The 13,003-nt window shown below is 64.2% G+C and carries 13 protein-coding genes; 7 read left to right on the top strand and 6 right to left on the bottom strand.

Annotation, left to right across the window (positions count from 1 at the left end):
- Positions 1 to 1,155: a toluene efflux RND transporter periplasmic adaptor subunit TtgA gene (ttgA, locus tag ABX298_RS05295; protein WP_075046218.1), complete on the bottom strand. Its 1,155-nt coding sequence runs from the start codon at positions 1,153 to 1,155 to the stop codon at positions 1 to 3.
- Between the two features lie 258 nt (positions 1,156 to 1,413).
- Here ttgA and ttgR point away from each other — a divergent pair, with 258 nt between their 5' ends.
- A complete protein-coding gene (ttgR, locus tag ABX298_RS05290) occupies positions 1,414 to 2,046 on the top strand; it encodes an efflux transport transcriptional regulator TtgR (RefSeq protein ID WP_025340482.1) in 633 nt (210 codons plus the stop codon).
- A gap of 221 nt (positions 2,047 to 2,267) precedes the next feature.
- On the opposite strand, the gene ABX298_RS05285 is transcribed toward ttgR, so the two are convergent.
- The gene (locus tag ABX298_RS05285) at positions 2,268 to 3,719 is read right to left on the bottom strand and encodes an MDR family MFS transporter (protein WP_367394159.1); all 1,452 of its coding nucleotides are present in this window, start codon (positions 3,717 to 3,719) and stop codon (positions 2,268 to 2,270) included.
- Between the two features lie 452 nt (positions 3,720 to 4,171).
- Here ABX298_RS05285 and ABX298_RS05280 point away from each other — a divergent pair, with 452 nt between their 5' ends.
- Positions 4,172 to 5,041 (top strand): oxaloacetate decarboxylase, encoded by an 870-nt coding sequence (locus ABX298_RS05280; RefSeq protein ID WP_025340480.1) that lies wholly within the window; start codon positions 4,172 to 4,174, stop codon positions 5,039 to 5,041.
- A gap of 133 nt (positions 5,042 to 5,174) precedes the next feature.
- Here ABX298_RS05280 and ABX298_RS05275 read toward each other — a convergent pair whose 3' ends face one another.
- Positions 5,175 to 6,080, bottom strand: coding sequence for a LysR family transcriptional regulator (locus ABX298_RS05275; RefSeq protein WP_075046215.1), 906 nt, complete (start codon positions 6,078 to 6,080; stop codon positions 5,175 to 5,177).
- A 103-nt stretch (positions 6,081 to 6,183) separates the two neighbouring features.
- Between ABX298_RS05275 and ABX298_RS05270 the strand changes: the two genes are divergently transcribed.
- Positions 6,184 to 7,059, top strand: a complete 876-nt coding sequence (locus ABX298_RS05270; RefSeq protein ID WP_075046214.1) for an MBL fold metallo-hydrolase — start codon at positions 6,184 to 6,186, stop codon at positions 7,057 to 7,059.
- 27 nt (positions 7,060 to 7,086) lie between these two features.
- A complete protein-coding gene (locus ABX298_RS05265) occupies positions 7,087 to 7,701 on the top strand; it encodes an NAD(P)-dependent oxidoreductase (RefSeq protein WP_075046213.1) in 615 nt (204 codons plus the stop codon).
- Between the two features lie 98 nt (positions 7,702 to 7,799).
- Here ABX298_RS05265 and ABX298_RS05260 read toward each other — a convergent pair whose 3' ends face one another.
- Positions 7,800 to 8,675: a LysR substrate-binding domain-containing protein gene (locus tag ABX298_RS05260; RefSeq protein WP_367394158.1), complete on the bottom strand. Its 876-nt coding sequence runs from the start codon at positions 8,673 to 8,675 to the stop codon at positions 7,800 to 7,802.
- 114 nt (positions 8,676 to 8,789) lie between these two features.
- Between ABX298_RS05260 and ABX298_RS05255 the strand changes: the two genes are divergently transcribed.
- Positions 8,790 to 10,427 (top strand): 5-guanidino-2-oxopentanoate decarboxylase, encoded by a 1,638-nt coding sequence (locus ABX298_RS05255; RefSeq protein WP_286100506.1) that lies wholly within the window; start codon positions 8,790 to 8,792, stop codon positions 10,425 to 10,427.
- Between the two features lie 134 nt (positions 10,428 to 10,561).
- On the opposite strand, the gene ABX298_RS05250 is transcribed toward ABX298_RS05255, so the two are convergent.
- A complete protein-coding gene (locus ABX298_RS05250; protein ID WP_025340474.1) occupies positions 10,562 to 11,482 on the bottom strand; it encodes an AraC family transcriptional regulator in 921 nt (306 codons plus the stop codon).
- A 202-nt stretch (positions 11,483 to 11,684) separates the two neighbouring features.
- On the opposite strand from ABX298_RS05250, the gene ABX298_RS05245 reads away from it, so the two are divergent.
- Together ABX298_RS05245 and ABX298_RS05240 are read left to right on the top strand one after the other, a co-directional pair.
- Entirely contained in the window at positions 11,685 to 11,978 is a 294-nt protein-coding gene (locus ABX298_RS05245; RefSeq protein ID WP_075046210.1) for a putative quinol monooxygenase, read from the top strand.
- A gap of 130 nt (positions 11,979 to 12,108) precedes the next feature.
- Positions 12,109 to 12,375 carry a hypothetical protein gene (locus ABX298_RS05240; RefSeq protein ID WP_015271637.1) on the top strand — a complete coding sequence of 89 codons (267 nt, stop codon included), beginning with the start codon at positions 12,109 to 12,111 and terminating at the stop codon, positions 12,373 to 12,375.
- Here ABX298_RS05240 and ABX298_RS05235 read toward each other — a convergent pair whose 3' ends face one another.
- Positions 12,376 to 12,981, bottom strand: a complete 606-nt coding sequence (locus ABX298_RS05235; RefSeq protein ID WP_085614260.1) for a flavin reductase family protein — start codon at positions 12,979 to 12,981, stop codon at positions 12,376 to 12,378.
- Positions 12,982 to 13,003 lie beyond the last annotated feature (22 nt).

The following is a 13,003-nucleotide window of genomic DNA, read 5'->3' as shown; positions in this document are numbered from 1 at the left end:
TTACTCCGCTTTGGCGTCTGCTTTCGCCGCGTTGGCCTGAACAGGGCTGGCCGGCTTCTTGACGTTGGTGGCTTCGCTGACCTTGACCTCGACGCCCGGGCGCACGTACTGCAGCCCTTCGGTGATCAGGCGGTCACCCGGGTTCAGGCCTTCCTCGATCAGCCAGTCGCTGCCCAGGGTACGGTTGGCCTTGAGCTGGCGCAGTTCGACCTTGTTCTCCTGGTTGACCACCAGCGCGGTCGGCGCGCCTTTCAGGTCGCGGGTCACGCCCTGTTGCGGGGCCAGGATGGCGTTGGCGTTGACCCCGGCCTTGAGCCGCGCATGCACGAACATGCCTGGCAGCAGGGTGTGATCGGGGTTGGGGAACAGGGCGCGCAGGGTGACCGAGCCGGTGGTCTCGTCGACCGAGACCTCGGAGAACTCCAGGCGGCCCTCCTGCTTGAACAGGCTGCCGTCTTCCAGCACCAGCTGCACCGAGGCGGCGTTGTCGCCGGCCTTTTGCAGCTGGCCGCTTTCCAGGTCACGGCGCAGCTTGAGCAGCTCGGCGGTGGACTGGGTGACGTCGACGTAGATCGGGTCGAGTTGCTGGATGGTGGCCATGGCGTTGGCCTGGCCATTGCTCACCAGTGCACCTTCGGTGAACGAAGAACGGCCGATACGGCCGCTGATCGGTGCCAGGACCTTGGTGTAGCGCAGGTCGATCTGCGCGCTTTTGAGCGAAGCCTCGGCCTGCAATCGTTTGGCATTGGCGTCGTCGTATTCCTGCTTGGAGACAGCCTGTTCGTCGATCAGCTGCTTGTAGCGCTCGGCCAGCGAGCGGGTGGCCTGCAGGTTGGCCTGGGCATTGGCCAGGGTGGCTTCGTACACGGCAGGGTCGATCTGGTACAGCTGCTGGCCTTCCTTGACCTCACTGCCTTCCTTGAACAGGCGCTTGAGGATGATGCCGTTGACCTGCGGGCGCACTTCGGCGACGCGGTAGGCACTGGTACGCCCCGGCAATTCCGAGGTCAGGGTGAAGGCTTGGGGCTGGATGGTCACGACGCCGACCTGAGGAGCCTGCGCCGCTGGCGCTGCTTCTTCTTTCTTACAGCCACTGAGCAGGGTTGCCAGGGCGACGGCGGAAACCAGAGCGGTAACGGCTGGCTTGAATTGCATGAGGATCCTCGGGTCGCTGGAGCTGGGAGACGCTCAAGAGTAATGGAAGAGTCTTGATCTGGAAAAATTGCTATCCGGTGGATAAATAGCTTGCTAAGGAATATACTTACATTCATGGTTGTTTGTAAATACCGCTGGGTTGTACTCGGGTACTGCCACAGCCCTTGATTAGCTCCTCCGCGAGGCACCCTGCAGAGGTGCCCCCGGAGTGTTCCCCGCACGCGCCGCGCGTTCGGGGCAGATGAGGTTTGTACTGCCATGGTCCGTCGAACCAAAGAAGAAGCCCAGGAAACCCGCGCCCAGATCATCGAGGCGGCGGAAAAGGCCTTCTACAAGCGCGGGGTTGCGCGAACCACCCTGGCCGACATCGCCGAACTGGCGGGTGTGACGCGGGGGGCGATCTACTGGCACTTCAACAACAAGGCCGAGTTGGTGCAGGCGCTGCTCGACAGCCTGCATGAAACCCATGACCACCTGGCGCGGGCGAGCGAAAGCGAGGACGAAGTGGACCCGCTTGGCTGCATGCGCAAGCTGTTGCTGCAAGTGTTCAACGAGCTGGTGCTCGATGCCCGAACCCGGCGTATCAATGAAATCCTGCATCACAAGTGCGAGTTCACCGATGACATGTGTGAAATTCGCCAGCAGCGCCAGGGTGCGGTGCTGGATTGCCACAAGGGCATCACCCTGGCGTTGGCCAATGCCGTGCGCCGGGGCCAGTTGCCAGGCGAGCTGGATGTCGAGCGCGCGGCGGTGGCCATGTTTGCCTATGTCGATGGCCTGATCGGGCGCTGGTTGTTGCTGCCTGACAGTGTCGATCTGTTGAAGGATGTCGAAAAATGGGTCGACACCGGGCTGGATATGCTGCGCTTGAGCCCGGCTCTGCGCAAATGACACTTTGTTAAGGATTGTGAGGGAGTGTTACCCCTTTGTGTTAAGGGGGGATTAATGCTTTCGGATGACCTTGAACAAATCACCGATCCTGTGGGAGCGGCCTTGTGTCACGATAGGGCTGCGCAGCAGCCCCGGCAATTTGTGCATCACTGCTGAAATCCTGGGGCCGCTTCGCGGCCCTTTCGCGACACAAGGCCGCTCCCACAGAGATCGCGTAGCTTCTAGCGTCCGCGCAGTTGCCGGTCGGGCAATGCAAACGCTGCAAACAGTCCCAGCACGGCTACCCCGGCACTCCCCATCAACAGTTGCCGGAACGTCTCCAGCAACCGCCCCTGTGTCACCAGGTCCACTTCTCCGGCCTTCAGGCTCCCCAGCAACGGATTACCCAGCGACTCGAACCCGCCCTGGTGCAGCAGCGCCAGCAGCAGGCTGGACATGCACGCCACCCCCATGGCCCCGCCCAGCGAGCGGAACAGGTTGGTGGTGCTGGTGGCCACGCCGATGTCCTTGCTGTCCACCGCGCTTTGCGTGCCTACCAGCGAGGTCGGGAACTGCAGCCCGCAAGCGATGCCGGTCAGCAGCATGAACAGTGCACTGAGCAAGGCCGACTGCGGCGGGGTCAGCGCCATGGCGAAAATGGCCAGCGGCATCAGCAGTGCGCCGGCCAGGATCTGCGGCTTGTAGCGCCCGGTCAGGCTGGTCATGCGCCCGCCGGTGAAGGCACCCATGGGCAGCCCCATCACCAGCGGCAGGAGGTGCAAGGCCGCGCTGTCGGCACCGGCGCCGGTGATGCCCTGGTAGCGCAACGGCATGAGCATGGTCAGGGAGATCGACTGGAAACTGGCGAAGAAGATCACGCCCCAGCACAGCACCGCCACGCGGTTGCCGAACAGGCCGAGTGGCAGCAGTGGTTCCCGGCAGCGGCGTTCATGGGCGATGAACAGCACCAGGCCCAGCGCGGCGCAGGCGAACAGGGCCAGCACGGCCGGGTCGGCCCAGGCGTGGCCCTGGCCGACCAGGGTAATGCCCAGCAACAGGCTACCCAGGCCGAGGATCAGCAGCACGGCGCCAAGGTAGTCCACCTGCGCCTCGCGGCGCTGCGCCGGCATGCCGCCGAGGACGCGGCGGATCGCCCACAGTGCAACCAGCCCCAGCGGCAGGTTGATCCAGAACACCCAGCGCCATGACAGGTATTCGGTCAGCCAGCCGCCCAGCACCGGCCCGGCGACGCTGGCCACCGCGTACATGCTGCTGAAATAGCCCTGGTAGCGGCCGCGCTCTCGCGGGGGCACGAAGTCGCCGATGATCGCCTGGCTCACCGAGACCATGCCGCCGGCGCCAATGCCCTGCAGTACCCGGGCCAGCACCAGTTGCTGCATGTCCTGTGCCAGGGCGCAGGCGATCGAGGCCAGGGTGAACAGGCTGATGCCGGTGAGGATCATCCTGCGCCGCCCGTACAGGTCGCCCAGCTTGCCGTAGATCGGCACGGCCACGGTCATCGCCACCATGTAGCCGGAGATGACCCAGGCCAGCAGGCCGACATCGTTGAACTGCGCCGAGATCGCCGGCAGCGAGACGGCAACGATGGTCTGGTCCAGGGCGCCGAGGAAGATCGCCAACATCAGGGCGGTGAGCACGTTGCGCAGGGTGGTGGGGGGCAGGGCGGCGGTCACGGGGATACCTTGTATGACGGTGGCGGCCTTCTTCGCGGGTAAACCCGCTCCCACAGGTCCGGTGTCGCTCCTGAGGACGGCGCGGTCCCTGTGGGAGCGGGTTTACCCGCGAAGAGGCCAGCATGAAGTCCCCGGATTGTAACCTGAGTTAGGTAGCTTCCTATGTACTATCTGCATCCCCTATGCAAGATCGGCATTGGCGCATTCATCCAGTGCTGCATGGCTGCGTGATATCGTTGGTATGCCACAGAGGCTGAAAACCGGGGGCTTGCACCAGCTTGGTGCAACATTATGCCGCAGGTTTTCGCGCCGCTGTCTCCCACACCTTTTATTCCTCTGCCTGCATGTCGAGCATGACCGCCCAGATGGCGACGGTTGGAACAGGCCAGGTAGACCCGATTACAGGGGTCGGTAGTTACCGTTCGAATTTCAACTTATTTTGCGGAGTGATCATGCCCAAGGCTTCCCATCAAGATCTGCGTTTTGCCTTCCGCGAGCTGCTCGCTTCAGGTTCCTGTTATCACACCGCATCGGTGTTCGACCCGATGTCGGCACGCATTGCCGCAGACCTGGGCTTCGAGGTCGGCATCCTCGGTGGTTCGGTCGCTTCGTTGCAGGTACTGGCTGCACCGGACTTCGCCCTGATCACCCTCAGCGAGTTCGTCGAGCAGGCCACCCGTATTGGTCGCGTGGCGCAACTGCCGGTGCTGGCTGACGCCGACCACGGCTATGGCAACGCGCTGAATGTCATGCGCACGGTCATCGAACTGGAGCGCGCCGGCGTGGCTGCGCTGACCATCGAGGACACCCTGCTGCCTGCCCAGTTCGGGCGCAAGTCCACCGACCTGATCCCGGTTGAAGAGGGCGTCGGCAAGATCCGTGCGGCGCTGGAGGCGCGGGTCGATTCGTCGCTGTCGATAATTGCCCGGACCAACGCTGGCGTGCTCACCACCGAAGAAATCATCGTGCGTACCCAGAGCTACCAGAAGGCCGGAGCCGACGGTATCTGCATGGTTGGGGTGAAGGACTTCGAGCAACTCGAGCAGATTGCCGAGCACCTGACGGTGCCGCTGATGCTGGTGACCTACGGCAACCCGAGCCTGCGCGACGACGAGCGCCTGGCACGCCTGGGCGTGCGCATCGTGGTCGATGGTCACGCCGCCTACTTTGCCGCGATCAAGGCCACCTACGATTGCCTGCGGTTGCAGCGCGGCCAGCAGAACAAGTCGGAAAACCTCAGCGCCACCGAACTCTCGCACACCTACACCCAGCCCGAGGACTACATCCGTTGGGCCAAGGAATACATGAGCGTCGAGGAGTGACAACGCCATCCCTGTAGGAGCGGCCTTGTGTCGCGAAAGGGCTGCGTAGCAGCCCCGACAATATTTGATGTGGCCAAGATCCCGGGACCGCTGCGCGGTCCTTTCGCGACGCAAGGCCGCTCCCACATGGGCCTTACAAGTCCTGATCCCACTCCGGTTCGTCCTTGAACCGCTGCACCAGAAAATCCAGCATGCTGCGCAAGGTCGCCGGCATGTGCTTGCGTGAGGTGTATACCGCATTCAGGTTCAGCTCGCGTGGGCTGGCTTCGGGCAGCAGGCGCACCAGTTCACCCCGGCGCAGGGCCTCCGCGGCCTGGTAGGTCGGCAGCATGGCGATACCTGCGCCGGCCAGCGCCGCCTTCTGCAGTGTCATCGCCTCGTTGGCACTGATGTTCCCCGCCACTGGCACGGCGACTTGCTGGCCGGCCACCTCGAAATGCCACAGGCTGTGGCCGAAGTAGGCATGGGTCAGGCAGTTGTGCCGGCTCAGCTCCTCGACCCGTTGCGGCGTGCCGTGCTCGCGCAGGTAGGCCGGTGCCGCACACACTGCCGAGCGGCACACGCTCAGGCGCCGGGCGATCAGGTTGGGGTCCAGGTCATTGCTGGTGCGGATGGCCAGGTCGATGCGCTCGTCCACCAGGTTGACCGTGCGATCGAGCATCTGCAGTTCCACCTTCACTCCGGGGTAGCGCCGGACGTAGGCGGCCACTGCATCCACCAGCTGGGCCTGGCCGAACGAGGTGCTGACGCTGATGCGCAGTGCGCCCTTGGGCGCGTCATCCGGCTGCTGCACCGCGGCCTGCAGGTCGCCGGCCAGTTCCAGCAGTTGCCGGCAGCGGGGCAGGGTTTCCTGGCCGGCGGCGGTGAGGCTGAGCTTGCGTGTGGTGCGCTGCATCAGCCGTGCGCCAACCCAGTCTTCCAGCTCTGCCAGGTAGCGCGACACCACCGGCCGCGACAGTTGCAGATGATCCGCCGCCGCCGACTGGCTGCCCAGGTCGACGACGGTGACGAAAACGCGCATGGCGTTGAGACGGTCCATGATTTGCCCGGTTTCAGAAACAAACTATGTTCGAGCATCGCATTTTTTGGCACGGATTGGGCAACTAAGCTGTTGGGCATTGTTCATCTGACGGGCGTTTGCGATGTCTCTTTTCACTCCCTTGCGTGGCCTGCTGCTGGCCTGTGTGACCCTGGCCGGCCCGGCGCTGGCTGCCGACCCCTTGCGGCTGGAGGTTTACAACCCCGGGCATGAGGCGATCTTCCCGGTCAGTTCGGTGATCGTCAGCGGCGAGCACGACGCCATCCTCGTCGATGCCCAGTTCGGCAAGGCCCAGGCCGAGCAGCTGGTGCAGCGCCTGCGGGCAGGCGGCAAGCAGCTGACCAGCATCTACATCAGCCATGGCGACCCGGACTACTACTTCGGCCTGGATACCCTGACCCATGCCTTCCCCGAGGCCAAGGTGCTGGCGTCGGCCGCCACGGTTGCCCATATCCGCCAGACCATGGATGCCAAGCTGGCCTACTGGGGCCCGCAGATGGGCGCGGACAAGCCGGCGCGGCTGGTGCTGCCGCAAGTGCTCGAAGGCAACCGCCTGACGCTGGAAGGGCAGGCCCTCGAGGTGGTCGGCCTCGACGGCCCGCAACCTGACCGCAGTTTTGTGTGGATCCCGTCGATCAAGGCGGTGGTCGGTGGCGTGGTGGTGTCAGAGAACATTCATGTATGGATGGCCGACACGCAAACGGCCAAGTCCCACGCCGACTGGCTCGGCACTCTGGCGCACATCGAAGCGCTGGCGCCGCGCACGGTCATCCCCGGGCATTACCTGGGGGACAGCAGCCGATCGCTGGAGGCCGTGCGTTTCACGGCGAAGTACATTTGTGATTTCGATGCCGAGACCGACAAGGCGAAAGACGCCGGTGCGTTGATCGCGGCGATGAAGCAACGTTACCCAGGGCTGGCCGATGAAAGCTCGCTGGAGCTGGGGGCCAAGGTCGCCAAGGGCGAGATGAAGTGGTAATTCCGTTCAACTGATGGAGAGTATCCCATGAGCAAGATTGCAATCATCGGTGCCACTGGCCGCGCTGGCAGCCAGTTGCTGGAAGAGGCCCTGCGCCGTGGCCACAGTGTGCTGGCCATCGCCCGCGACCCGTCGCGGTTGCAGGGGCGGGACGGGGTGACGGTCAAGGCGCTGGATGCCAAGGACAGCGCGGCCTTGCAAGCGGCGGTCGCGGGTGTGGATGCGGTGCTGAGTGCGGCACATTTCTCTACCATCGAGCCACACGCCATCATCGAGCCGGTCAAGCGGGCCGGGGTCAAGCGCCTGCTGGTGGTAGGTGGGGCCGGCAGCCTGTTGCTGCCGTCGGGACATCGGGTGATCGACAGCCCGGACTTCCCCGAGGCATACAAGGCCGAGGCCACTGCCGGGGTGCGTTTTCTGGAAGCGTTGCAACGGGAGCCGAACCTGGACTGGGCCTTCCTGTCGCCGTCGGCGGAGTTCGTTGAAGGTGATCGCAGCGGGCATTACAAGCTGGGCAAGGATCATCTGTTGATCGGCGCGGATGGCAAGAGCTGGATCACCTTTGCCGATTACGCGATTGCCATGCTCGACGAACTGGAAAAGCCGCAGCACTCGCGGCAGCGGTTCACGGTCGGGTACTGAGTCGCCTGCTTCGCGGGCACGCCCGCTCCCACAGGTAAAGCACAGGTCTTGGAATCTGTGCTGTACCTGTGGGAGCGGGCGTGCCCGCGAAGAGGCCCTCACTGGCTGGCCTGGTGTTCCAGCCAATCCAGCAACTCCACAAGCCCCGGCGGCAAGCTCTTGGCCTGGCTCACCAGGTAATACCCCTTGCCGGTCATCACTTTCAGCGCAAACGGCATGCACAACCGCCCCCCGCGCAAGTCATCGCCGATCAGCGACCAGTCGCCGATGGCCACGCCGGTGCCCTGCGAGGCCATGGCCATCGCCATGTCCAGTGTCTCGAAATGCTGCTTCGGCCCTTGAGTGCCCAGCGTCACCCCGGCTGCCTGCAGCCACAACCGCCAGTCATGCTCATCCCGCGACGGGTGCAGTAGCATGTGTTGCGCCAGGTCTTCGACCTGCTGCAACGGTACCGGCCCTTGGCGCAATGACGGCGCGCAAACCGGCGTCAGTTGCTCATCGAACAGCTTGCGCACGCGCAGCCCATGGTTCGGCGCATCGCCATACACCACCGCCGCATCGAAACCCTCGCGGCGAAAGTCCACTCCATGTTGCACCGTAGTGGTCAGCTCTACAGGCACATCCGGGCGTAGCGCCTGCCATTCCATCAGGCGTGGCAGCAGCCAGCGCATCACGCAGGTCGGTGCCTTGAGCTGCAAGGTAGTGCTGCGCCCACCCACCTCGCGCACCCCTTGTTCGATCAGCGCGAACACCTGCTGCACCCTTGGCAGCCAGTCCTGGCCTTCACGGGTCAGGCTCAGCCCACGGGCCTGGCGCTGGAACAAGGCATAACCCAGATGCTCTTCGAGGGCCGCGATCTGTCGGCTGACGGCGCCCTGGGTGATATGCAACTGCTGCCCGGCACGGGTGAAATTGCAGTGCTGGGCGGTTACCAGAAAGGTATGCAGGGCGGGCAAGGGCGGGAGGCGTTTCATTGTGCTGAGCCATGATTGCAGGACATGGCTAGTATGTGTTTTTTTGCATTGTGGCGATAGCCGTGGCTGGGTCCAATAGGGGCATAACCCAACCGAGATTCATGGTGAAACCCGATGGCAACCTGCGGCGAAGTACTGGTAAAACTCCTTGAAGGCTATGGCGTTGACCATGTCTTCGGCATTCCTGGTGTACATACCGTGGAGCTCTACCGCGGCCTGGCGGGCTCGTCCATCCGCCATGTCACCCCGCGCCACGAGCAGGGGGCCGGGTTCATGGCCGACGGCTATGCGCGGACCCGCGGCAAGCCCGGGGTGTGCTTCATCATCACCGGCCCGGGCATGACCAACATCACCACCGCCATGGGCCAGGCCTATGCCGACTCGATCCCGATGCTGGTGATTTCCAGCGTGCAGGCCCGCGATCAGCTGGGCGGTGGCCGCGGCAAGCTGCACGAGTTGCCCAACCAGGCAGCGCTGGTGTCGGGTGTGGCGGCGTTTTCCCACACCCTGATGAGTGCCGATGACCTGCCGCAGGTGCTGGCCCGGGCATTCGCCGTATTCGAAGGCGCCCGACCGCGCCCGGTGCATATCGAGATCCCGCTCGACGTGCTGGTCGAACCGGCCGATCACCTGCTGCCGGGGCGCGTGGTGCGCAGCAGCCGGGCGGGGGCAGCGCCGCAGGCCGTGGCGCAGATGGCCGAGCGCCTGGCCAATGCACGGCGGCCATTGATCCTGGCCGGGGGCGGCGCATTGGCCGCTGGCGCTGCGCTGGCGCGCCTGGCCGAATACCTGCAGGCGCCGGTGGCGCTGACCATCAATGCCAAGGGGCTGCTGCCGGCCAGCCACCCGCTGCAGATTGGCTCGACCCAGTCACTGCCAGCCACGCGGGCGCTGGTGGCCGAGGCCGATGTGGTGCTGGCGATCGGCACCGAACTGGCCGAAACCGACTATGACGTCACCTTCAAAGGTGGTTTCGAGATCCCGGGCAGCCTGTTGCGCATCGACATCGACCCGGACCAGACCGTGCGCAATTACCTGCCGGAGCTGTCGCTGGTGGCCGATGCCGAACTGGCCGCCGAGGCGCTGCTCGGCGCCTTGCAAGCATTGCCGCAACCCGTGCGTGAAAGTACGTGGGGCGCGGCCCGGGTGGCCAAGCTGCGCCAGGCACTGGCGGCGGGTTGGGACCAGCCGACTCTGAGCCAGACACGTTTGCTGAATGCAATTATCGAGCGCCTGCCCAATGCCATTCTGGTGGGCGATTCGACCCAACCGGTGTACACCGGCAACCTGACCCTGGACATGGACCAGCCACGCCGTTGGTTCAATGCCTCGACCGGCTACGGCACCTTGGGTTATGCATTGCCGGCGGCCATGGGCGCCTGGCTGGGCAGCGCGGAGCAGGTCGGTGAGCGTGCGCCTGCGGTGTGCCTGATTGGTGATGGCGGTTTGCAGTTCACCTTGCCGGAGCTGGCCAGCGCGGTGGAAGCGCAGGTGCCGCTGATCGTGCTGCTGTGGAATAACCAGGGGTACGAGGAAATCAAGAAGTACATGGTCAACCGGGCCATCGAGCCAGTCGGGGTGGATATCCATACGCCGGACTTCATCGGTGTGGCGCGGGCCCTGGGCGCGGCGGCGGAGCAGGTGGCAGATGTGGCGCAGTTGCAGGTGGCGTTGGGGCAGGCAGTGGAGCGCAAGGGGCCGACCTTGATCCAGGTTGACCAGAATCAGTGGCAGGGGGCTGTGTTGGGTTGAAGTGAAGCTATTGCCTGTACCGGCCCTTTCGCGGGTGAACCCGCTCCCACAGGTACTGCACAGTTTTCAGTATCTGTGCAAAACCTGTGGGAGCGGGTTCACCCGCGAAAGGGCCGGCACAGGCAAAGCCAAACTCAGCCAGCAGTCGCCCGCAACCTCGCCACATCACGAATCGGCGGCGCGCCATACAGCCGGCTGTATTCACGGCTGAACTGTGACGGGCTTTCATACCCCACCCGGTAGGCCGCCACCGCCGCCTCGAGCCCGTCATTCAGCATCAAGCGCCGCGCCTCCTGCAGGCGCAGTTGCTTCTGATACTGCAACGGGCTCATCGACGTCACGGCCTTGAACCGGTGGTGCAAGGTCGAGGTGCTGAGGTTGACCTCCCTCGCCAGGTCCTCGATGCGCAAAGGCAGCTGGTAGTTCTGGTTGAGCCAGGTGATGGCCTGGCAAACCCGGTGGGTCTGGCTGTTGGCCAAGGCGATTTCGTACAGCCGATAGCCCTGCGGCCCGCGCAGCAGGCGGTACAGAATCTCCCGGCGGAACAGCGGCGCGAGCATCGCGATGTCGCGAGGGGTGTCCAGCAGGCGTATCAGCCGCAGCAGGGCGTCGAGCAACGCGGCATCGGTTCTTTCCACGTACAAGCCACGACCGGAAGGCCGGTTGGGCACCAGCATCGGCCCGCTTTCGGCGATCAGCTGGCTGATTTCGGCCGGGTCCAGGTCCATGCGCAAGCCAAGGCTCGGGTGCTCGGGGCTGGCGTCGAGCTTTACGCCGCTAAGCGGCAATGTTACCGAGACCACCATGTAGTGCAGCGGGTCGTAGGCGTACTGCTCGTCACCGAGGAACAGGCTTTTGCTGCCCTGGGCGAGGATGCACAGCGCGGGTTGCGCCAGGGTGGGTACCGAGCGCACGTTTTCGGTGTAGCGCACCAGGTACAGGTCATCGATGGCCGATGCCGGGCCGTGGGGCTCCCCGGCGTGGCGGCGGATCAGCTCGGCCAGCTCCTGGCGTTGCAGTTCCAGGCTCGGGTCGATGGACGTGGCGGTGGTCATTATGGCTTTCCTCTGCTGACCGACGCAGCATAGGTTTGGGCAATGGCGGGCGCTAGTCAAAAGCTGCACGCCGATTGCCTGATCCTGCCGCGCTGCAGGATCAGGCAATCGGCGAGCAGTAATGGCCTAACGCGTCGCGCGGGTGAGGCCCTAACCTTGGCAGCCTGGCTTTTCCGTCCGCCTGCTTCAAGGAGATTGTGCAATGACCCCGACACAACCGGTCACCCACCTTGCTTTCATCCGTGCCAGCAGCGGGCGCTCGGCGGAGCTGGGCGCGCGCCTGCGTGATCTGCTCGAGCCCTCGTTGCGGGCACCGGGCTGCCTGAGTTTCACGGTGCAGCGTTCGCAGGCTGATGCCGATTTATGGTTGCTCAGTGGCAGCTGGCAAGACCAGCAGGCGATGACTGGCTACTTTGCTTCGCCGACGCTGGAAGTGTTTGGTGAGTTGGTGCAGGAACAGGTGGTCAGCAGCCTGGATCTGCATACCTTTGATTGAGCTATTGCCTGTTCTGGCCTCATCGCCGGCAAGCCAGCTCCCACAGGGTTATCACAGGTCTTGAGGGCGGTGCAGTACCTGTGGGAGCTGGCTTGCCGCCGATAGGGCCGGTACAGGTGAATAGGGTAAGATGCTGCCCTTGATCAACCAGGTAGATAGCAACATGGCACGTAGAGAATTCCCGCATTTCGAAGCGGTTTCGGCGATGGTCCCGGTGGAAGGTGGGGGCTACAACGCGGCCATCGCGGTCAAGGCCCTGGGCATGGGCGGCGCGCCGCGCTTTCACAAGATTCTCGACGGCCAGGTGTTCAAGGGCGCCGTGGCCGCCGATGAAGCGGCCACGGCCGAGCTGCAACGCTTGCAGGGCGTCAGCGAAGAGGGTGAGCTGATCTGGTGATCAGGCCGGCGGGCGGGCCATCTTGAACAGGTTGCCCAGCTCGAAATAGTCTGCCGGGCCACCGCCACGCAGGATCGGCTCGGCAGCAGCGGTATCGTAGATACCGTTCTTCAACAGGTGCTCGGCAATGTGCACCGCCACCACTTCACCCAGGATCAGCCAGCTGGGCACCAGTTCCTGGTCGGCCCGCTTGAGCTGGACAATCTGGCTGACCTTGCACTCGAAGGCCACCGGGGTTTCGCCGACACGCGGCACGTTGACGATGCTCGACGGCTTGGCGGTGAGGCCGCTCAGTTCGAATTCGTTTATCTCGGCGGCAACCGGTGCGCAGCTCTGGTTCATCTGTTCGGCCAACGGGCGGGTTGCCAGGTTCCAGACGAATTCGCCGGTCTGCTCGATGTTGTTCAGGCTGTCTTTGCGCCCGACGCTGCAGAAACCGATGATCGGCGGAATGTAGTTGAAGGCGTTGAAGAAGCTGTAGGGCGCCAGGTTCAGGCGGCCTTCGCGGTCCTGTGAGGAGATCCAGCCGATAGGGCGGGGGCCGACGATGGCGTTGAACGGGTCGTGGGGCAGGCCGTGGCCTTTGGCGGGTTCGTAGTAATACATCTGTGCTGGGCTTGCTGGCCCT

It is taken from the genome of Pseudomonas sp. X4, assembly GCF_040784925.1.
GTDB lineage: Bacteria > Pseudomonadota > Gammaproteobacteria > Pseudomonadales > Pseudomonadaceae > Aquipseudomonas > Aquipseudomonas putida_Z.
This window is presented reverse-complemented; position numbering and strand designations above follow the sequence as displayed.